22 protein-coding genes and 1 tRNA gene are annotated in these 19,779 nt (G+C 39.2%); 21 read left to right on the top strand and 2 right to left on the bottom strand.

All coding sequences use genetic code 11. The features are described from left to right. The first annotated feature begins 70 nt into the window (after positions 1-70). The 8 genes from A9500_RS09660 (at position 71) to A9500_RS09625 (ending at position 6,936) form a co-directional block, all read left to right on the top strand. Entirely contained in the window at positions 71-2,536 is a 2,466-nt protein-coding gene (locus tag A9500_RS09660; RefSeq protein ID WP_065244771.1) for a glycogen/starch/alpha-glucan phosphorylase, read from the top strand. Positions 2,537-2,641: 105 nt separating this feature from the next. Next, positions 2,642-3,115, top strand: a complete 474-nt coding sequence (gene ribE / locus A9500_RS09655; RefSeq protein ID WP_005695997.1) for a 6,7-dimethyl-8-ribityllumazine synthase — start codon at positions 2,642-2,644, stop codon at positions 3,113-3,115. A gap of 5 nt (positions 3,116-3,120) precedes the next feature. Continuing rightward, positions 3,121-3,558 (top strand): transcription antitermination factor NusB, encoded by a 438-nt coding sequence (gene nusB / locus A9500_RS09650; protein ID WP_065244770.1) that lies wholly within the window; start codon positions 3,121-3,123, stop codon positions 3,556-3,558. A 57-nt stretch (positions 3,559-3,615) separates the two neighbouring features. After that, entirely contained in the window at positions 3,616-4,596 is a 981-nt protein-coding gene (gene thiL / locus A9500_RS09645) for a thiamine-phosphate kinase (protein WP_065244769.1), read from the top strand. Beyond that, the gene (locus A9500_RS09640) at positions 4,596-5,090 is read left to right on the top strand and encodes a phosphatidylglycerophosphatase A (RefSeq protein WP_065244768.1); all 495 of its coding nucleotides are present in this window, start codon (positions 4,596-4,598) and stop codon (positions 5,088-5,090) included. The genes thiL and A9500_RS09640 overlap by 1 nt, the downstream gene beginning before the upstream one ends. Beyond that, positions 5,084-5,710: a LysE family transporter gene (locus A9500_RS09635; RefSeq protein ID WP_065244767.1), complete on the top strand. Its 627-nt coding sequence runs from the start codon at positions 5,084-5,086 to the stop codon at positions 5,708-5,710. Before A9500_RS09640 ends, A9500_RS09635 begins: the two co-directional genes overlap by 7 nt. A gap of 17 nt (positions 5,711-5,727) precedes the next feature. Then, the gene (gene dapB / locus A9500_RS09630) at positions 5,728-6,540 is read left to right on the top strand and encodes a 4-hydroxy-tetrahydrodipicolinate reductase (protein WP_065244766.1); all 813 of its coding nucleotides are present in this window, start codon (positions 5,728-5,730) and stop codon (positions 6,538-6,540) included. Between the two features lie 138 nt (positions 6,541-6,678). After that, positions 6,679-6,936: a hypothetical protein gene (locus A9500_RS09625; RefSeq protein WP_065244765.1), complete on the top strand. Its 258-nt coding sequence runs from the start codon at positions 6,679-6,681 to the stop codon at positions 6,934-6,936. Between the two features lie 290 nt (positions 6,937-7,226). Here A9500_RS09625 and yfaE read toward each other — a convergent pair whose 3' ends face one another. Then, positions 7,227-7,475 (bottom strand): class I ribonucleotide reductase maintenance protein YfaE, encoded by a 249-nt coding sequence (yfaE, locus tag A9500_RS09620; RefSeq protein ID WP_049365833.1) that lies wholly within the window; start codon positions 7,473-7,475, stop codon positions 7,227-7,229. Positions 7,476-7,581: 106 nt separating this feature from the next. Between yfaE and A9500_RS09615 the strand changes: the two genes are divergently transcribed. The 4 genes from A9500_RS09615 to qseC all read left to right on the top strand — a co-directional run bounded on the left by A9500_RS09615 (position 7,582) and on the right by qseC (position 10,862). After that, complete coding sequence (locus tag A9500_RS09615) at positions 7,582-8,268, top strand: hypothetical protein (RefSeq protein WP_065244764.1); 687 nt, start codon at positions 7,582-7,584, stop codon at positions 8,266-8,268. A gap of 136 nt (positions 8,269-8,404) precedes the next feature. Next, positions 8,405-8,773: a YgiW/YdeI family stress tolerance OB fold protein gene (locus A9500_RS09610; RefSeq protein ID WP_054419432.1), complete on the top strand. Its 369-nt coding sequence runs from the start codon at positions 8,405-8,407 to the stop codon at positions 8,771-8,773. Between the two features lie 75 nt (positions 8,774-8,848). Continuing rightward, complete coding sequence (locus tag A9500_RS09605; protein WP_054419433.1) at positions 8,849-9,517, top strand: response regulator; 669 nt, start codon at positions 8,849-8,851, stop codon at positions 9,515-9,517. Then, positions 9,507-10,862 (top strand): quorum sensing histidine kinase QseC, encoded by a 1,356-nt coding sequence (qseC, locus tag A9500_RS09600; RefSeq protein ID WP_065244763.1) that lies wholly within the window; start codon positions 9,507-9,509, stop codon positions 10,860-10,862. The genes A9500_RS09605 and qseC overlap by 11 nt, the downstream gene beginning before the upstream one ends. 27 nt (positions 10,863-10,889) lie before the next feature. On the opposite strand, the gene A9500_RS09595 is transcribed toward qseC, so the two are convergent. Then, entirely contained in the window at positions 10,890-11,450 is a 561-nt protein-coding gene (locus tag A9500_RS09595) for a DUF1439 domain-containing protein (protein WP_065244762.1), read from the bottom strand. 88 nt (positions 11,451-11,538) lie between these two features. On the opposite strand from A9500_RS09595, the gene A9500_RS09590 reads away from it, so the two are divergent. The 9 genes from A9500_RS09590 to tyrA all read left to right on the top strand — a co-directional run bounded on the left by A9500_RS09590 (position 11,539) and on the right by tyrA (position 19,779). Beyond that, positions 11,539-12,261, top strand: coding sequence for an RIO1 family regulatory kinase/ATPase (locus A9500_RS09590; RefSeq protein WP_065244761.1), 723 nt, complete (start codon positions 11,539-11,541; stop codon positions 12,259-12,261). Beyond that, entirely contained in the window at positions 12,258-12,386 is a 129-nt protein-coding gene (locus A9500_RS10950) for a hypothetical protein (protein WP_005696016.1), read from the top strand. The genes A9500_RS09590 and A9500_RS10950 overlap by 4 nt, the downstream gene beginning before the upstream one ends. A 113-nt stretch (positions 12,387-12,499) precedes the next feature. Beyond that, positions 12,500-12,576: transfer RNA gene (locus A9500_RS09580), tRNA-Met, on the top strand. A 129-nt stretch (positions 12,577-12,705) separates the two neighbouring features. Beyond that, the gene (rimP, locus tag A9500_RS09575) at positions 12,706-13,161 is read left to right on the top strand and encodes a ribosome maturation factor RimP (protein ID WP_065244760.1); all 456 of its coding nucleotides are present in this window, start codon (positions 12,706-12,708) and stop codon (positions 13,159-13,161) included. A 15-nt stretch (positions 13,162-13,176) separates the two neighbouring features. Continuing rightward, on the top strand, positions 13,177-14,664 hold the full coding sequence (gene nusA, locus A9500_RS09570; protein WP_065244759.1) for a transcription termination factor NusA: 1,488 nt from the start codon (positions 13,177-13,179) through the stop codon (positions 14,662-14,664). Between the two features lie 11 nt (positions 14,665-14,675). Further along, entirely contained in the window at positions 14,676-17,198 is a 2,523-nt protein-coding gene (gene infB / locus A9500_RS09565) for a translation initiation factor IF-2 (RefSeq protein ID WP_065244758.1), read from the top strand. A gap of 61 nt (positions 17,199-17,259) precedes the next feature. Then, positions 17,260-17,646, top strand: coding sequence for a 30S ribosome-binding factor RbfA (gene rbfA, locus A9500_RS09560; protein ID WP_005696020.1), 387 nt, complete (start codon positions 17,260-17,262; stop codon positions 17,644-17,646). Beyond that, complete coding sequence (gene truB / locus A9500_RS09555) at positions 17,646-18,569, top strand: tRNA pseudouridine(55) synthase TruB (protein ID WP_065244757.1); 924 nt, start codon at positions 17,646-17,648, stop codon at positions 18,567-18,569. Before rbfA ends, truB begins: the two co-directional genes overlap by 1 nt. Before the next feature lie 85 nt (positions 18,570-18,654). Next, a complete protein-coding gene (tyrA, locus tag A9500_RS09550) occupies positions 18,655-19,779 on the top strand; it encodes a bifunctional chorismate mutase/prephenate dehydrogenase (RefSeq protein WP_065244756.1) in 1,125 nt (374 codons plus the stop codon).

Here is a 19,779-nt window from a genome sequence, read left to right as displayed (position 1 = left end):
GGATTTTTGTTGTTTTTTTCGTAAAAAAGCTTAAAATTTGCGCGATTTTTTTATTGAGGTTTTACTTTCTATGATCATGGACAATTTTGATTCGCCATTTCTCTACAATCGACCAAGTCTTGATGTTGAAGGCGTGAAAAAAGCAATTGTTTATAAATTAATTTTTTTAATTGGTCGTTCACCAAAAGAGGCGAGTCAACGCGACTGGCTAAATGCGACACTTCATGCAGTGCGTGATTTAGTAACTGAAGGCTGGATTACCACCGCTCGTCAATCTCGTGCAGAAGAAACGCGTCGTGTTTATTACCTTTCTATGGAATTCTTAATTGGCCGTACACTTTCTAATGCGATGATCGCAGAAGGCGTTTATGATGTGGCAGAAAAAGCTCTGGCTGAATTAAATGTTGATTTGGAAGAGATTATTGAAAAAGAAGTGGATCCAGGTTTAGGTAACGGTGGTTTAGGTCGCCTTGCTGCTTGCTTTATGGACTCACTGGCAACATTAGCAATTCCAGCGATGGGTTATGGTATTCGTTATGAATACGGTATGTTCCGTCAAAAAATTGAAAATGGTCAACAAGTTGAACGCCCGGATGATTGGCTGGAAAAAGGTGCCCCTTGGGAATTTATGCGTCCATCAAAACGTTTCAGTATTGATTTTGGTGGTCATATTTATTTTGAAGATAAAAAATGTATTTGGAATCCAGCTGAAAAAGTGACCGCACTTGCATACGACCAAATGATCCCTGGTTATAAAAATGACTCGGCATCAACCTTACGTTTATGGTCTGCTCATGGTGGTGAGGTGTTTGATTTAGCCGAGTTTAACCGTGGTGATCACTTAGCGGCGGTGGCAACGCGTTCAGCTAACCAAAACCTTTCGCGCGTACTTTATCCGGATGATTCTACCTGGAATGGTCGTGAATTACGTTTACGTCAAGAGTACTTCTTGGTATCTGCATCTTTGCAAGATATTCTCCGTCGTCATTTAAGAACCCATGGTACATTGGATAATCTTGCTGATAAAGTCGCGATTCACTTGAATGATACCCATCCAGCATTAGCCATCCCTGAGTTGATGCGTATTTTAATCGATTTACACGGTTACTCATGGCAAAACGCTTGGGATGTGACTCGTCGTATCTTCTCTTATACTTGCCATACTTTAATGTCAGAAGCATTAGAAACCTGGCCGGTAGAAATGATGGCAAAAATCTTACCTCGTCACCTACAAATGATTTTTGAAATTAATGATCATTTCCTTGAATATGTGAAAACGTATGTCACAACTGATATGGACTTTATCCGTCGCGTTTCACTTATCGAAGAAGGATATCAACGTAAAGTGCGCATGGGATGGTTGTCTGTTGTCGGTTCACATAAAGTGAACGGTGTTGCGGCAATTCATTCAGATCTTATGATGACATCAACCTTTGCTGATTTTGCGCGTATCTATCCAGAACGTTTTACCAACGTAACAAACGGTGTGACACCGCGTCGTTGGCTTGCAGTAGCGAACCCGAAATTAGCGGCTTTATTTGATCAATACATTGGTTCTGAATGGCGTTGCGATTTAAGCCAAATTGAAAAACTTAAAGCGTTTGCAGATAAAGGTGAATTTAAGCGTGCTGTCGCAGATATCAAATACGATAACAAAGTGAAATTAGCACAATATGTGAAGAAAACACTTAACATCGATTTAGATCCACACGCATTATTTGACGTACAAGTAAAACGTATTCACGAATACAAACGTCAAATGCTTAATGTGTTACACATTATTGCTCGTTACAACGAAATGTTGGCTCACCCAGAAAAAGATTGGCAGCCTCGCGTATTTATTTTAGCGGGTAAAGCGGCTTCGGCTTACTATGCGGCAAAACAAACCATTCGTTTAATTAACGATGTAGCGAATGTCATCAATAACGATGAGCGCTTAAAAGGTCGTTTAAAAGTCGTATTTATCCCGAACTACAGCGTAAGTCTTGCACAATTAATCATTCCAGCAGCAGATATTTCTGAGCAAATCTCTCTTGCAGGAACAGAAGCATCAGGTACCAGTAACATGAAATTTGCCTTAAATGGTGCGTTAACATTGGGTACACTTGATGGTGCGAACGTTGAGATTTTAGATAACGTTGGTAAGGATCATATCTTTATCTTTGGTAATACGGTTGAACAGGTTGAAGCCTTACGTCGCGAAGGTTATCATCCGTTTGATTATTATCAAAATGACGAGCAGTTACGAGAAGTCATTGATCAAATCATTCGTGGTGATTTCTCACCAGAAGAACCAAACCGTTATCATTCTCTAATTCAAGGTTTACAATACCACGATTATTATCAATCCTTTGCTGATTTCCGCAGTTATGTGGAAGCGCAAAAAGCGGTAGATAAAAAATATCAAGATCGTGATGTATGGATAGCAAGTACCATTCAAAATATGGTGAATATGGGCTTCTTCTCATCAGACCGTACGATTCTTGAATATGCGAAAAATATCTGGAAAATTGAACCGTTAAAACTCGAGAAGTAAGTTCTTTTCCACTCATAGAAAACCCTGTCGGATTATTTCCACAGGGTTTCTTTTTATGCTAAAATCCACCGTCAAATTTATTGTTCATTCAGATTAGGAAAAAGTATGAAAGTTTTAGAAGGTGCGGTAGCTGCACCAAATGCTAAAATCGCAGTGGTGATTGCTCGTTTTAACAGTTTTATTAATGAAAGTTTATTAGAAGGTGCGGTAGATGCATTAAAACGTATCGGCCAAGTGAAAGATGAGAATATCACAATCGTTCGTGCACCAGGTGCGTATGAACTTCCATTAGTAGCACGTCGTTTAGCTGAAAGCAAAAAATTTGATGCAATCGTCGCACTAGGTACAGTAATCCGTGGTGGTACCGCTCACTTTGAATATGTAGCTGGCGAAGCAAGCAGCGGTTTAGGTCAAGTAGCAATGCAAGCTGAAATTCCAGTGGCATTTGGTGTTTTAACGACTGAAAACATTGAACAAGCTATCGAGCGTGCAGGTACTAAAGCGGGTAATAAAGGTGCAGAAGCAGCATTAACTGCACTTGAAATGGTGAACCTTTTACAACAAATTGATGCGGCATAATTCCAATGACAGAGAAAAAAGAACATGTAAAAAAAGTATCGCCACGTCGTAGAGCGAGAGAATGTGCAGTCCAAGCATTATATTCTTGGGCGCTCTCTGGTAACGCACCAGAACAAGTGGAACTCACTTTTGTGGTGGATCAAGATTTAAAAGGTGTGGATAAACCTTATTTTAGCCGCCTTTTCCGTCAAACTGTTGCGAATGTAGACGCTGTTGATTTTTCAATGAGTCATTATTTAGATCGCACGTTGGATGAATTAGATCCGATTGAAAAAGCGATTTTACGTTTAGCGGTTTATGAACTTCAATTTGAGCCAGATGTACCGTATAAAGTGGCGATTAATGAGGCAATTGAAGTGGCGAAAGTGTTTGGTGCAGATGAAAGCCATAAATACATTAATGGTGTATTGGATAAAGTCGCCCCTGCATTAGGTCGCAAATAATTATTCAAATGTAGGGTAGACAAATGTCTGCCCTTTGTTTTTTGGTGCGCAGATAAAATGAGTACGGGTGAATTTGATCTTATAGGACGATATTTCTCAATACAAAAAGGCAATCAACACTTTGTTGATTTTAGTATTGGGGATGATTGTGCGATCACTCATATTCCAGAAGGCTATCAGCTTGCCATTACCACCGATACAATGGTCGAAGGAACGCATTTTTTATCTTCTATTTCTCCCCAAGATTTAGCCTATAAAGCTATCGCGACAAATCTAAGTGATTTAGCTGCCATGGGAGCGAAACCTGCTTGGATTTCGCTTGCACTGACATTACCTGAAGTTGATGAAAACTGGCTAAGTCAATTTAGTCAAAGTCTGTTTGATACATTAAATCAATTTGATGTGACGTTAATTGGTGGCGATACAACGAAAGGCCCACTTTCTGTAACCATTACGGCACAAGGTTTCGTACCAAAAGGAAAGGCTTTATTCCGACATAACGCGAAGGTTGGAGATTTAATTTATGTATCGGGCACGTTAGGTGATAGCGCGGCGGGTTTAAATTGGATCTTACAGGGTAAAAGTGCGGTCGATTTTGATACTAAATTTTTAGTAAAACGCCATTTTCACCCGACGCCACGCGTTGAATTAGGTCAAGCCTTAGTGGATGTAGCACATTCATGCATTGATATTTCAGATGGTCTTGTCGCTGATTTAGGACATATTTTAACGAGAAGCCAATGTTCTGCGGAGATTGAGTTATCTTCCTTGCCTTTATCCACATCATTCAAAAAAACATATCGCTTAGAAAAAGCAGAAGCGTTTGCATTAAGTGGCGGGGAAGATTATGAGCTTTGCTTTACGGTTCCAGCAAATAAAAAATCTGAGATTGAGAAGTTATCTCAATCGTTGAATGTACCTTGTACCTGTATCGGAAAAATTGTTCCGCAAAATAGCAATCAGATTACTTTTTTAAAAGATGGGCAAGTAATCAATTATCAAGCGCCGTCTGGTTTCGATCATTTTAAGGATAAATAATGAATAGTTCACCACTTGATAGAGTCAGCTTAAAAAATCCAGTGCATTTACTTGCATTAGGTTTTGGTTCCGGATTAATTCGTCCAGCACCGGGTACATGGGGAAGTTTAGCTGGAACGATTTTAGGTTCGGCATTATTAGCTTGCCTTGGACTAAAAATCTTCTTAATTTTGACCGCGCTTTGCTTTGCGCTTGGCTGTTATCTATGTCAAAAAACCGCAGATGATATGGGCGTTCATGATCACGGATCTATTGTTTGGGATGAATTTGTTGGGGTATTTATTGTGCTAGCTGCAATTCCAACTTTATCTTTACCTTGGATCGCGATTGCCTTTGTGCTGTTCCGTTTCTTCGATATTTTAAAACCTTATCCTATTCGTTATTTTGACCAAAAACTGGAAAGTGGTTTTGGGATTATGGTGGATGACGTTTTAGCGGCAATCTATGCTGTTATCGTGATCGTGATATTACGCATTGTAGGCTTACCATGCTAAATTTGATGATTATTCATCTTGTTGGTTTACTTTCGCCAGGTCCAGATTTTTTCTATGTCAGCCGAATTTCTGCCATGCGCTCTCGCCACGAAGCCATTGGTGGCGTGATTGGGATTACCATTGGTGTATTAATCTGGGCAACGGCTGCTGTTTTAGGACTCGCTATTATTTTTGCCACCATGCCAATTATTCAAGGCATAGTGATGATGCTTGGTGGATCGTATTTAGTTTATCTCGGCATTAAAATGGCAAAAGTAAGAACCAATGCAGTCTTTGATGAAAAGCAGAATGCAAATACATCAAATCAATCGACTTTAACGAGCATTATGAAAGGCTTATTGGTCAATTTATCTAATGCTAAAGTTGTGATTTACTTCAGCAGTGTGATGTCATTGATTTTAGTGAATATTACCGAAACATCACAGATTTTGACCGCGCTAACCGTGATTACCGTAGAAACCTTTTTATATTTCTACATCATTTCGGTGCTTTTCTCGCGTTCTGTTGCAAAACAGTTTTATAGCCAATATAGTCGCTATATTGATAATGCCGCTGGGCTGATTTTTATTTTCTTCGGAATCTATTTAATTTATAGTGGCGTTCAACACGCTTTAATTTGATTAAAAAAGGACAAAACATGACATTAAAAATTGCGATCGCCGGTGCTGGCGGAAGAATGGGGCGTCAATTAATTCAAGCCGTACATAATGCAGAAGGGGCAGAATTAGGTGCTGCTTTTGAGCGTAAAGGTTCCTCTTTAGTTGGTGCAGATGCCGGCGAGCTTGCAGGCATTGGTGCATTAGGTGTCAAAGTATCAGATGATTTAAATGCAGAAAAAGACAATTTTGATTTGCTTATCGATTTCACCCGTCCAGAAGGCACGCTTGAGCATATCGCATTTTGTGTTGCTAATAATAAAAAGATGGTAATTGGTACCACAGGTTTTGATGATGCTGGCAAAGCCGCAATTCAAGCTGCATCAGAAAAAATTGCCATTGTATTTGCATCCAACTTCAGCGTAGGGGTGAATTTGGTGTTTAAACTATTAGAAAAAGCCGCCAAAGTGATGGGCGATTATTGCGATATCGAAATCATTGAAGCACACCACCGCCACAAAGTGGATGCACCATCGGGTACCGCACTTTCTATGGGCGAACATATTGCGAAAACCCTTGGTCGTGATTTGAAAACGCATGGCGTATTTTGTCGTGAAGGCATTACAGGCGAACGCAAACGTGATGAAATTGGTTTCTCTACCATTCGTGCCTCTGATGTAGTGGGTGAACATAGTGTATGGTTTGCAGATATCGGTGAGCGCGTTGAAATTGCTCATAAAGCATCAAGCCGTATGACTTTTACCAATGGCGCAGTGCGTGCAGGTAAATGGTTAGAAAAACAATCTCACGGATTGTTTGATATGACAGACGTGTTGGATTTGAATAATTTATAGAGTAGACTTAATTTTAAAATTCGCCGATCAAATAACGATCTATTCATTTTGTGTAGATCGTTATGTTTTTATTTGTGTATGGAAGTATCCCTTCCCCCTAAGCTTAGTACATCAGATAAATTAAAATAGAGATAAATAATGACAATAAATAAAATTATTAGAATAGCTATTGCTTCTATTTTGTCCACTATCATGATTTATTTGACTCTTTTACTTAGTGGGAAAATTGAATTTAGTACAGAAAAATTTTTTCATTATTTTGTGGTGTGGGGGGCTTTTTTGTTTTTTTCGGCTCTTCTAATTTCTTATTACTCACCTCTCATTTATGGGGAAGATAAAAAAGATGATGTCAAAAAAACTAGAACTAAAAAGAAGAAACGAAAGAAAGGAAAATAATGAAATATATAATGGTTGCATTTAGAAACTCATTTTTCATGCTACTTGGATTGCAATTAATAGTCTTTATAGACAGGTTCTTTTCTACTGGTGAAATAGATTAATTTGAATTATTTACCAATAAAGATTACTTGATTCTTTCTTTTAGAATATGGGGAGCTTTATTTATTATCTACTTTTGTGGATATTTTCTTGTAGGTGAGAAAACAAAATAAGAAACAAGCGCATGAGAGCTTTTGAACTTATACTATTACAATTAGTAAAATTTTTAGCTATATAAAATTTACATCTTATAGTTCTATTTCCAAATCACTTTCCACCCGACAACAACACAGTAGAATCTCATCGGGTTGAATAAAGGCAAGGGGCGCTTCAGCGTAGGAAACCTTGCCTTTTTTGATCTTCACGCGGCAAGAACCACAATAACCTGAACGACATTGATATTCATGGTGAATTTGATGTTGTTCTAAAAAGTTAAGCAGGGAAGTTTGGTTATCAAAATCTAAGGTGATTTGGCGCTGAATAAGATGGATTTTCATGAAATAAAATAAAACAAAATTTTACTCATTATAGAAGAAAGAGAAGTAAAACTCACGGCTCTTTTGTTGTAATATAGCGAGCTAATATTCATCATAAGGGAAGATCATGCGAACCTTTATAAAATTAACTTGGATTTCAACCGCACTTTTATTAACAGCTTGTAGCACCATTTCAAAAGAGCCGGTTAAGCATATTGATATGTATGTAAAGCCTTATTACGATGCCAGAGATGGGCGACTTGAACAGATTAATGTGAACAAAGATATTGATGCGTTATTACTGAAAAATACACAAAAAGATTTTGAAAGTGCGGTCAATATTATTGAGAAAAAAGTGGATTTTGTTTCTCCGATGACAATGTTTGCGCTTTCTGCTCGTGCTTATGATTTTGGCTTACGTGATGAAGCAGTAAAATGGTTTTATCGTGGACAAAACCGTTTAATCACCGCGTTATATGTGTTGGATTTAGATAAATTAACAGTATCGAATAACACAGCATTTGGGCAATTAGTGGGACAGCATGTTAATCCATATGCGTTCTGTGATTTGAACAAGCAACACAAAGCGGCGCAAGATGCGATTGACTGGGCTAAAAATCATCCGTATCAGGCGGTGTTTTTACCTCAATTACCAAGCAAGCATCCAGATAGAAAACAAGCGTTAAAAGAAGCAGAAGCAAAACTTGATGCACGTTTAGTTGAGCAAGACCGCTATTTTGCTAATCCTGAAAATAAAGCGAAATGGGAAAAAGAACGCCAAGATAACTTAGTTAATGAACGATTTTGTTGGTAATTTTAAAAATCTTAAGGTTGCTTAAGATTTCATTAAGATTTGTTGTGTTTAATAAGCATCAACAAGGCGGCAATGAGGATAATCCTTCGCTTTGAAACATGATTAATTTATGCTTAATTCTATTTAGGAGAACATGATGAAAAAATTTGCTTTAGCAACCCTTTTAGCTTTATCTACTTCAGCAGCATTTGCTGGTTTTAATGGCAACACTGCACAAGGTGGCTTCCAAGGTGGTGATCAAGGTCAACAATTGACTGTTAAACAAGCATTATCTGCGAAAGATAATTCTATGATTACCTTAGTAGGTAACATCACTCAACAAATTGACGGTGATGAATACGTTTTCACTGATGGCACAGACCAAATCAAATTAGAAATTAAAAAGCGCGTTTGGAATGGTTTAAATGTGGGACCTCAGGATAAAATCCGCGTTTACGGTAAATTGGATAATGAACCTTTTGAAAAACCAGAGCTTGAAGTAATTAGCGTTGAAAAAGCGCAATAATTCATATAATTTGAAGTGGTGGGCAAAAGCCCGCCATTTTTTCGTTTTGAGAAAGAGAAAAGTTCGGTCAATATTATGCGAGTTTTATTAGTAGAAGACGATGCTCTCATCGGCAATGGTCTGCAAATTGGTTTAACGAAATCAGGCTTTATTGTAGATTGGTTTACCGATGGTCAAAGTGGATTAAATGCCTTAATCGGCGCGCCTTATGATGCGGTGGTATTGGATTTAACCCTGCCTAAACTGGATGGTTTGGATGTATTAAAACAATGGCGTTCAAATAATCAAGATGTACCTGTATTGATTTTAACTGCACGTGATACATTGGATGAGCGCATTAAAGGCATTCAACAAGGTGCAGATGATTATCTTTGTAAACCCTTTGCCTTAGCTGAAGTGGTGGTGCGATTACAAGCACTAATTCGTCGTCGTTATGGGCAAGTTAAACCGCAGATTGAGCATGGCAATGTCAAACTCGATCCTGCTCAACGTAAGGCTTGGTTGAATGAAGATGAAATTACATTAACCGGGCGTGAATATAAATTACTCGAACTTTTTATGCTGAATAAAGAGAGAGTACTTTCTCGTGCAACCATCGAAGAAAAACTGTCAAATTGGGATGAAGAATTAAGTAGTGGTGCATTGGACGTGCATATTTATAATTTACGTCAAAAACTGGGTAAACAATTTATTCGTACTGTACATGGCGTAGGCTATGCTTTAGGACAAGTTAATGAAAAATAAACGACTGAGTTTTCGTCTCTTAATCGGTTTAAGTTTGACCGCACTTTGTGTGTGGTGCATTGCCACAGCTGTAGCATGGACGGTCGTCAAAAAAGAAGCTAAAGATGTGTTTAATGCACAACAAGTGCTTTTTGCTGAGCGTTTAGCGACGTCTGATTTGAAAAATGTCTTATTAGATGAAAATGCTAACTTTCCACGTGGTGGATTTAAACCGCAGAAACGTCATTACGATAATGACGCTCTAGCCTTTGCTATATTTTCTAACAAAGGCAAAAGACTATTAACCGATGGTGATAATGGCGACAAATTTATTTTTCAAAATAAGACGGGTTTTAGCAAAGAATATATTTTAGATGACGACGATGAATGGCTGATTTATTGGCAACCTGTCGGTAAAGGTGAACTTGTCATTGCGGTGGGACAAGAATTGGAATACCGCGAAGAGTTGGTCAATAAAATGGTCTTCAGCCAAACAGGGATTTGGTTTGCAGGATTACCAATACTATTATTGGTTGCGTTTATTGTGATTTATCGTGCATTAAAGCCAATTAATCGATTGAGTCGAAACGTACAAGCTCGCCGACCAGGTGATGTGTCGTTATTAGAAACTGATGATGTGCCAACAGATATTCTACCGTTAGTCCAAAACTTAAATCAATTTTTCACACGTACCAGTGAGCAGTTAGAACGGGAGCGCCGCTTTGTTTCTGATGCAGCACATGAATTACGTAGTCCATTAGCGGCATTGCGTATTCAAACAGAAGTCGCACAGTTAGCTGGCGATGATGCACAAACTCGTGAAATGGCCTTAGCGCATTTAACCCAAGGTATCGATCGAGCAACCCAATTAATTGAGCAGCTTCTTACACTTTCTCGATTAGATAATCTTAAAGAATTAAATCATCAGGAACCGATTTATTGGTCAGAAATTATAACTTCACTTATCGGTGAGTTGTATTTTAGTGCACAACAACGCCAAATCGAATTGCAGTTTGAGCATCAGGGAGATCCTGCCGTTAAGCAAGGGCAGCCATTATTACTTGCACAAATGCTACGAAACTTATTGGATAATGCCATAAAATATTGTCCGCAAGGCACTCAGGTTCGTGTGATTTTACAGCCTCGTAAAATTCTTATTGAAGATAATGGCGGTGGTGTTGCGCCAGAAGAATTAGCAAAATTAGGGCAGCGTTTTTATCGTCCTGCAGGACAAAATGAAAAGGGAAGTGGGCTTGGATTGTCTATTGTGGCAAGAATAGCGGAATTGCATCACTATCGTTTCCGATTAGAAAACATTGAATCTAACGGGCAAATTCAAGGTTTACGAGCTATCATTGAGTTATAAAAAAGGGCGTTTAATACGCCCTTATTGTTAAAACATTCCACCAATTAATTCTAATCGACCTTTCTCAACTTTAATTTCTTTGGCAAATTTCTTAATCAGCATTTGTTTCATATCACTTTCATCCAAGGTATAAACTGGCATCCGACTTAATAGTGCAGCCACACCGTCACTTAATAGTGGCATAACATCTTGGAGTTGCTCCATCACACTATTAGGTTCACCAGACCAGCGTAAAATTCGCAGATTTTTTAAATAGAGCGCACCTTCCTGTGGGTTATATTCAGGAACGGCATCAAAGGTTAAATGCAATTTAGCCGGATAGGTTTTACCGGATAAACGAATAAGCGTATCAGCCAAACCACTCATTTCAACACGATTACTTTCAGTTTGCCCGATTTGAGTTACTAAATCTTTCAGTGCGTAATCCACAGAAAATAATCCTGGAATACCGAGTTTGTCATTAATCGTGCCTTTTTCACTTAAATATTGGTTAATTTGTTGCTCGCTGATACTGAAGGGAGAGGCTTGTACAGATAGCGTACAGAAACCTAAGGTCAGTATGGTAAGCACTTTTTTCAAAAAATGCATATTTTTCTCCTTGATTGAAAAAGAATAAAAATTTTGTAGAATGTATCGCTTATCTTTTCAATACACAATAAAAATTTAAGTAGAGATTATGACTTTGTCACTTAAAGACCATGTGCAAAAGCTTCTTGAAGAACATCGTGGAGAACGCGTTTTCCGCTTTGAATATTTAGGAAAACATTATTGGTTAAAACAGCCTGAACAATTAAAAGGGATATGGTTATTATTAAAACCATATCCAAAACAACATTTTAAAGAAGAGTGTGAAATACTACAGCATTTAAATAATATTGGTGCACCAGTACCTAAATTATGCGGTTTCGGTGATGATTATTTAGTATTGGAAGATGCAGGGCCAACATTAAACATCTGGCTGAATGATGAAACATTGTCTTGGGCAGAAAAATCACATATTTTGCATTCAGCGATAGAAATATTGATTAATCTTCATCAACAAGGCATTATTCACGGTCGTCCAGCTATACGAGATATCGCATGGAAAGATGGTAAAATTAGTTTTATGGACTTTGAATCTCATTCAAAAAGCCATAATGAACATTGGTTGATTACACGTGATATGCTAGCATTTTTAGACAGTTTATGTCGTGTGAAAGGCTTAGATGATGAAAAGCTTAATGAATTATTTGATTATTATAAATCTCACTGTCCGACAACTTATTGGGTTGATATGTTGTCATATGTGAGAAGATTTCGTTGGCTTTATTATCTTTTACTTCCGTTCAAACCGATTGCACGAACGGACTTATTGGCCGTTTATCGGTTATTTGAACATTTAACAAAGGAAAATCTATGAAAAAATTATTTTTAGTGGCCGTATTAAGTGCTTTGGTGAGTGCTTGTTCTGTTGGCGTAGGTGCTGGTGGCGGCAGTAATGGTGTAGGCGTTGGTGTAGGCCTTGGTACTGGCTTTGGATTCTAATTATCACTTTAGATAAAGCAAAGTGCGGTCAAAAATCTTACGTTTTCAAGAAAATTAGTAGAAATCGCTTGATCTTTTGATTTAGATCACTATAATACACCCCATATTTCGGACGCGGGGTGGAGCAGCTTGGTAGCTCGTCGGGCTCATAACCCGAAGGCCGTCGGTTCAAATCCGGCCCCCGCAACCAATAACAAGTTCAGTAAAAAGAACCCCAAATTTGGGGTTTTTTTGTACGAGAAATTTAGAAACTGGGCTTAGGTTCATTGACGAACCTAGCCCTTTTTTTATGTCTGAATTTTAAGATTAGGAGCAAAAATTGGCAACATTAGAACAAAAATTGCAAGAGATACTTCAAGGTGCAGTAGAAGACTTAGGCTGCGAACTTTGGGGGATTGAATGCCAACGTGCAGGTCGTTTTATGACCGTGCGTTTATTCATTGATAAAGAAGGTGGCGTAGGCGTTGATGATTGTGCTGATGTAAGTCGTCAAGTGAGCGCGATTTTAGATGTGGAAGATCCTATTACGGATAAATATAACCTCGAAGTGTCATCACCAGGTCTCGACCGTCCATTATTTACGCTTGAACAATTCCAACGTTATGTAGGCGAGGATATCGCCGTACATTTACGTATTCCCGTTTTAGATCGTCGTAAATGGCAAGGTAAATTGGAAAAAATTGAAAATGACATGTTGACACTTATTGTTGATGGTCAGGAACAAGTTCTTATTTTTGGCAACATTCAAAAAGCCAATGTAATCGCAAAATTTTAAAGGAGAAAAAGGAAAATGAGTAAAGAGATTTTGTTAGCTGCTGAAGCAGTATCTAACGAGAAGTTATTACCACGTGAAAAGATTTTTGAAGCGTTAGAGAGTGCAATTGCGCTTTCAACGAAGAAAAAATATGACTATGAAACCGATATTCGTGTGTCTATCAACACCAAAACAGGGGAGTTTGATACATTCCGTCGCTGGTTGGTTGTGGATGAAGTTAAAGTGCCAACAAAAGAAATGACATTAGAAGCGGCACAATTTGAAGATCCTAATATTCAACTTGGTGATTATGTTGAAGACCAAATTGAGTCTATCGCATTTGACCGTATTGCAATGCAAACCGCTCGCCAAGTAATCAGCACTAAAATCCGTGAAGCAGAGCGTGCAAAAGTGGTTGAGCAATTCCGTTCTGAAGAAGGTAAGATTGTTACTGGTACAGTGAAAAAAGTAAATCGTGAAAGCATTATTTTAGATTTAGGCAATAAAGCTGAAGCCGTGATTATGCGTGAAGATATGCTTCCACGTGAAAATTTCCGTCCAGGCGATCGTGTACGTGGTGTGCTTTATAAAGTGAATCCAGAAAGCAAAACCGCACAATTATTTGTGACTCGTGCAAAACCTGAAATGTTAATCGAGTTATTCCGTATTGAAGTACCAGAAATCGGCGAAGAAATGCTTGAAATTCGAGGTGCAGCACGTGATCCTGGTTCTCGTGCAAAAATTGCGGTGAAATCAAATGATAAACGTATCGACCCAGTTGGTGCATGTGTGGGTATGCGTGGTGCACGCGTTCAAGCGATTACCAATGAGTTAGGTGGTGAACGTGTGGATATCGTACTTTGGGATGACAATCCGGCACAATATGTGATCAATGCAATGGCACCAGCTGATGTGACGTCAATCATTGTGGATGAAGATAACCACTCAATGGATATCGCAGTTAATGCTGATAACCTAGCACAAGCAATTGGTCGTAACGGTCAAAACGTACGTTTAGCGACACAATTAACCGGTTGGACATTAAACGTAATGACTACCGAACAATTAAATGAAAAACATCAAGCAGAAGATACCAAAGTATTAAATTTATTTATGGATAAATTAGGTCTTGATGAAGAGTTTGCTCAAATCTTAGTGGATGAAGGTTTTACTTCATTAGAAGAAGTGGCTTATGTTCCTGTGAGCGAACTGACTGCAATTGATGGTTTAGAAGATGAAGATCTTATCGAAGAGTTACAAGGCCGTGCAAAAGATGCGATTACTGCAGCCGCTGCAGCAGAAGAAGAAGCCTTGAAAAAAGCGAATATCGAAGATCGTTTATTAAATCTTGAAGGCATGAACCGTCATATTGCTTTTAAATTAGCTGAAAAACAAATTACTACACTTGAAGAACTTGCGGAGCAAGGTGTAGATGATTTAGCTGATATTGAAGAATTAACCGCAGAGCAGGCCGCTGATTTCATTATGGCTGCTCGTAATATTTGCTGGTTTAGCGAAGAGTAAGGAGTTTAATAATGACTGAAGATGTAAAAAATACGGATGCAAATGCACCGAAAAAACTAAGTATTCAACGCAGAACAAAAACAACCGTAAGCAGCACAACTGCTGGTGGCAAAGCAAAAGCGGTACAAGTTGAAGTTCGTAAAAAACGCACAGTGCCAACAGATGCCGCTAAAAAAGCGGAAGAAGCAGCAAAATTAAAGGCACAGCAAGAAGCTGAATCGGCTGCAAAGAAAGCGGCTGAAGAAAAAGCCCGTTTAGCCGCAGAAAAAGCAGCAGCTGAAAAGGCGAAAGCAGAAAAAGCTCAAGCGGAAAAAGCAGCGAAACCAGCACAAAGTGCGGTTGAAAATAAACCTAAATCTGTTGATCCAGAAAAAGAAAAACGTAAAGCAGAAGAAGCTGAACTTCGTCGTAAAGCGGAAGAACTTGCTCGCCAAAAAGCAGAAGAGCAAGCGCGTAAAGCAGCTGAAGAAGCTAAACGTTATGCTGAGTCTGACTCTTCAAGTAATGATAGTTCATCAGAAGATTACACGGATTATAATTTAAGCTCTCGTTATGCTTTAGAAGCAGAAGACGAAGAAGAACGTCGTAACGAAAATCGTGGTCGTGGCAAAAATAAAGTCGCTAAAGCGAAAAAAGAACGGGATGACGTGAAGAGCGGCAATAAAAATGAGCGCGAATCGAATCGTAAAAATCAAAAAGACGGTAAATTCGGTAAAGGTAAAAATGGTAAAAAAGGTGCTGCATTACAACAAGCCTTCACAAAACCTGTTCAAGTTGTAAAACAAGATGTTGTTATTGGCGAAACCATTACTGTTGCAGAATTAGCAAATAAAATGGCAACCAAAGCGACTGAAATCATCAAAGCAATGATGAAAATGGGCGAAATGGTAACCATTAACCAAGTACTTGACCAAGAGACGGCACAATTAGTGGCTGAAGAATTAGGTCACAAAGTGATTCTTCGCAATGAAAATGAACTCGAAGAAGAAGTATTAGGCGATCGTGATGTTAATGCAGAAAAAGTGACTCGTGCACCGGTTGTAACGATTATGGGGCACGTTGACCATGGTAAAACCTCATTACTTGACTACATTCGTAAAGCGAAAGTCGCAGCAGGTGAGGCGGGTGGTATTACTCAGCACATCGGTGCGTACCATGTAGAAATGGATGACGGCAAAATGATCACCTTCTTAGATACGCCGGGACACGCCGCATTTACCTCAATGCGTGCACGTGGTGCGAAAGCAACGGATATCGTCGTTCTTGTTGTTGCAGCAGATGATGGTGTGATGCCTCAAACCATTGAAGCGATTCAACACGCAAAAGCAGCAGGTGCGCCTTTAGTGGTTGCGGTGAACAAAATTGATAAACCAGAAGCCAACCCAGATCGCGTAGAACAAGAATTACTTCAACACGAAGTGATCTCTGAGAAATTCGGTGGCGATGTACAATTCGTGCCAGTTTCTGCGAAGAAAGGTACCGGTGTTGATGACTTATTAGATGCCATCTTACTTCAATCAGAAGTACTTGAATTAACCGCGGTGAAAGATGGTATGGCAAGTGGTGTGGTGATTGAGTCTTACCTTGATAAAGGTCGTGGTCCGGTTGCGACGATTCTTGTTCAATCAGGTACCTTACGTAAAGGTGATATCGTACTTTGTGGCTTTGAATACGGCCGTGTTCGTGCAATGCGCGATGAAAACGGTAAAGAAATCGATGAAGCAGGTCCATCTATTCCTGTTGAGGTGCTAGGTCTTTCTGGCGTACCTGCAGCTGGTGATGAAGCAACCGTAGTGCGTGATGAGAAAAAAGCTCGTGAAGTAGCATTACACCGTCAAGGTAAGTTCCGTGAAGTGAAACTTGCTCGTCAGCAAAAAGCGAAACTTGAAAATATGTTTAGCAATATGACAGAAGGTGATGTAGCTGAACTGAATATCATTGTGAAAGCAGACGTACAGGGTTCTGTGGAAGCGATTATTCAATCGTTACAAGATCTTTCTACTGATGAAGTGAAAGTAAAAGTAGTGGGCTCTGGTGTAGGTGGTATTTCTGAAACTGATGCAACCTTAGCTGCGGCTTCTAATGCGATTATGGTCGGCTTTAACGTACGTGCGGACGCTTCTGCTCGCCGTATTATCGAAGCAGAAAATATTGACCTTCGTTATTATTCTATCATTTATGAGCTCTTAAATGATGTGAAAGCTGCGATGAGCGGTATGTTACAACCTGAATTCAAACAAGAAATTATTGGTTTGGCTGAAGTGCGTGATGTGTTCAAACATCCGAAATTTGGTGCAATCGCAGGTTGTATGGTGACCGAAGGTGTAGTAAAACGTAACAATCCAATTCGTGTATTACGTGATAATGTGGTAATCTTTGAAGGTGAATTGGAATCTCTCCGTCGCTTTAAAGATGACGTCTCTGAAGTCCGTAATGGTATGGAATGTGGTATCGGCGTTAAAAACTACAATGACGTAAAAGTTGGCGACCAAATCGAGGTGTTTGAAGTCGTTGAAATTAAGCGTTCAATCTAATCGATAAAAGAGCGGTCAAAATTCAACGTATTTTTGACCGCTTTTTAATAAGAGAAATATTATGGCAAGAGAATTTAAACGCAGCGATCGTGTTGCACAAGAATTACAAAAAGAAATCGCCATCATTTTACAACGGGAAGTAAAAGATCCCCGTATTGGCATGGTAACCGTGTCAGATGTGGAAGTATCAAGTGATTTAGCTTATGCAAAAGTGTTTGTCACATTTTTGTTTGATCATGATGAGGTGGCGATTGCACAAGGCATGAAAGGGTTAGAAAAAGCAGCACCTTATATTCGTTCATTAGTGGGTAAAGCAATGCGTTTACGCATTGTGCCAGAAATTCGTTTCTTCTACGATCAATCCTTAGTTGAAGGGATGCGTATGTCTAATTTAGTAACAAACGTAGTACGTGAAGACGAAAAAAAACACGTTGAGGAAAATGACTAATGTCGAGACCTCGCAAGCGTGGGCGTGATATTGATGGTGTATTTTTATTAGATAAGCCACAAGGCATGTCATCGAATGACATTATGCAAAAAGTGAAACGCGTATTCCAAGCGAATAAAGCAGGGCATACCGGTGCGCTTGATCCATTAGCAACTGGTATGCTGCCTATTTGTTTAGGCGAGGCTACAAAGTTTTCACAGTTTTTGTTAGATGCAGATAAACGCTATGTGGTCACAGCAAAATTAGGTGAACGTACGGATACCTCAGATGCAGAAGGACAAGTGGTCGAGACGCGACCTATCAATGTAGAAACATCAAAAATTTTGACCGCACTTGAACAATTCCGTGGTGATATTTTACAAGTGCCAACTATGTTTTCTGCATTAAAGCACAATGGGAAACCGTTGTATGAGTATGCTCGCGCAGGCATTACCGTAGAACGTGAAGCACGTCCTATCACGATTTTTGAGCTAAACTTTATCAAGTATCAAGCACCTTTTCTAACCTTAGAAGTGCATTGTTCGAAAGGAACCTATATCCGTACATTAGTGGATGATTTAGGTGAAGTGTTAGGTTGTGGCGCTCATGTGACAGTGTTACGTCGAACTGCGGTTGCGGATTATCCAACAGAAAAGATGATGACATGGGATGCATTACAGGCGCTTGCAGAGCAAGGTGATCTTGCACAACTTGATCAACATCTTTTACCGACAGATACAGCAGTCAGTAAATTACCCGCATTACAGCTAAATGCCGAGCAAAGTAAAGGTATTGGCTTTGGACAACGTGTCAAATTTGCTAATGAAGCAAAATTACATGGTCAAGTGCGGTTGTTTTCTGACGAGAATATCTTTTTAGGCGTAGCTCTTGTAGATGATAACAATGTGATTCGTCCACAACGCTTGATTACGCAATCTCTCTAATCATTTGCCTTTCTGTTTTAATTCCAGTAATCTCACCTGTAATCTTTTAATTGCAACTATGTAAATAAGATATTACAGGTGAATTATGGATGCTCTTAACCATTTACGTCAGGAAATTGATGCACTCGATCGTGAACTGATTCAACTTTTCGCTAAACGTCTCGAACTGGTAAGCCAGGTAGGAGAAGTTAAGCACGAAAAAGGTTTGCCGATTTATGCACCAGATCGTGAATTAGCCATGTTACAAGCTCGCCGAGAAGAAGCGGCTAAAGCAGGAATCTCTCCACAACTCATTGAAGATGTGCTACGTCGTTTCATGCGTGAATCGTATTCCAATGAAAATCAATTTGGTTTTAAAACCTTGAATCCAGCCATTAACAAAATTGTTATTGTCGGCGGTTACGGAAAAATGGGGCAGTTATTTGCCCGCTATTTGCGTGCTTCTGGTTATCCTATTTCTATTTTAGACCGAAATGATTGGGATGTGGCAGAACGTATTTTAACGAATGCGGATGTTGTTATTGTCTCAGTACCGATTGATCACACGTTAGAAACAATAGAACGTTTAAAACCCTATTTAACAGAAAATATGCTACTGGCGGATCTCACCTCTGTGAAACGTGCGCCCTTGGCTAAAATGTTAGATGTGCATAAAGGGGCAGTGGTTGGGCTGCATCCCATGTTTGGTCCTGATATTGCGAGCATGGCAAAACAAGTTGTCGTGCGTTGTGATGGGCGCTTTAGTGAGCGTTATGAATGGCTACTGGAGCAAATTCAAATCTGGGGTACCAAAATTTATCAAATTGATGCTGCAGAGCATGATCACAATATGACGTACATTCAAGCATTACGTCACTTTTCTACTTTTGCGAATGGTCTGCATCTTTCTAAACAGCCTGTCAATTTAAGCAATTTATTGGCATTATCTTCCCCGATTTATCGTTTGGAATTAGCCATGATAGGTCGTCTATTTGCCCAAGATGCGGCACTTTATGCCGATATTATTATGGATAAGCCAGAAAATTTAGATGTGATTGAAAGCTTGAAGCAAACGTATGAAGAAGCGTTACAATTTTTTGAAAAAGGCGATCGCCAAGGGTTTATTGATGCTTTCCATCAGGTGAGAGAATGGTTTGGGGAGTATTCCGATCAATTCTTGCAGGAAAGTCGTCAGTTATTGCAACAAGCTCATGATTTACGACATGTATAA

Origin of the sequence: Haemophilus sp. CCUG 60358, assembly GCF_001679485.1 — a bacterium.
Classification (GTDB): Bacteria; Pseudomonadota; Gammaproteobacteria; order Enterobacterales; family Pasteurellaceae; genus Haemophilus_D.
The sequence above is the reverse complement of the archived record's forward strand: the minus strand, read 5'-3'. Positions and strand labels throughout refer to the sequence as shown.

Coding starts and splice junctions, on each gene's coding strand:
- A9500_RS09660 (WP_065244771.1), top strand. CDS start 71: ATGATCATGGACAATTTTGATTCGCCATTTCTCTACAATCGACCAAGT.
- ribE (WP_005695997.1), top strand. CDS start 2,642: ATGAAAGTTTTAGAAGGTGCGGTAGCTGCACCAAATGCTAAAATCGCA.
- nusB (WP_065244770.1), top strand. CDS start 3,121: ATGACAGAGAAAAAAGAACATGTAAAAAAAGTATCGCCACGTCGTAGA.
- thiL (WP_065244769.1), top strand. CDS start 3,616: ATGAGTACGGGTGAATTTGATCTTATAGGACGATATTTCTCAATACAA.
- A9500_RS09640 (WP_065244768.1), top strand. CDS start 4,596: ATGAATAGTTCACCACTTGATAGAGTCAGCTTAAAAAATCCAGTGCAT.
- A9500_RS09635 (WP_065244767.1), top strand. CDS start 5,084: ATGCTAAATTTGATGATTATTCATCTTGTTGGTTTACTTTCGCCAGGT.
- dapB (WP_065244766.1), top strand. CDS start 5,728: ATGACATTAAAAATTGCGATCGCCGGTGCTGGCGGAAGAATGGGGCGT.
- A9500_RS09625 (WP_065244765.1), top strand. CDS start 6,679: ATGACAATAAATAAAATTATTAGAATAGCTATTGCTTCTATTTTGTCC.
- yfaE (WP_049365833.1), bottom strand. CDS start 7,475: ATGAAAATCCATCTTATTCAGCGCCAAATCACCTTAGATTTTGATAAC.
- A9500_RS09615 (WP_065244764.1), top strand. CDS start 7,582: ATGCGAACCTTTATAAAATTAACTTGGATTTCAACCGCACTTTTATTA.
- A9500_RS09610 (WP_054419432.1), top strand. CDS start 8,405: ATGAAAAAATTTGCTTTAGCAACCCTTTTAGCTTTATCTACTTCAGCA.
- A9500_RS09605 (WP_054419433.1), top strand. CDS start 8,849: ATGCGAGTTTTATTAGTAGAAGACGATGCTCTCATCGGCAATGGTCTG.
- qseC (WP_065244763.1), top strand. CDS start 9,507: ATGAAAAATAAACGACTGAGTTTTCGTCTCTTAATCGGTTTAAGTTTG.
- A9500_RS09595 (WP_065244762.1), bottom strand. CDS start 11,450: ATGCATTTTTTGAAAAAAGTGCTTACCATACTGACCTTAGGTTTCTGT.
- A9500_RS09590 (WP_065244761.1), top strand. CDS start 11,539: ATGACTTTGTCACTTAAAGACCATGTGCAAAAGCTTCTTGAAGAACAT.
- A9500_RS10950 (WP_005696016.1), top strand. CDS start 12,258: ATGAAAAAATTATTTTTAGTGGCCGTATTAAGTGCTTTGGTGAGTGCT.
- nusA (WP_065244759.1), top strand. CDS start 13,177: ATGAGTAAAGAGATTTTGTTAGCTGCTGAAGCAGTATCTAACGAGAAG.
- infB (WP_065244758.1), top strand. CDS start 14,676: ATGACTGAAGATGTAAAAAATACGGATGCAAATGCACCGAAAAAACTA.
- rbfA (WP_005696020.1), top strand. CDS start 17,260: ATGGCAAGAGAATTTAAACGCAGCGATCGTGTTGCACAAGAATTACAA.
- truB (WP_065244757.1), top strand. CDS start 17,646: ATGTCGAGACCTCGCAAGCGTGGGCGTGATATTGATGGTGTATTTTTA.
- tyrA (WP_065244756.1), top strand. CDS start 18,655: ATGGATGCTCTTAACCATTTACGTCAGGAAATTGATGCACTCGATCGT.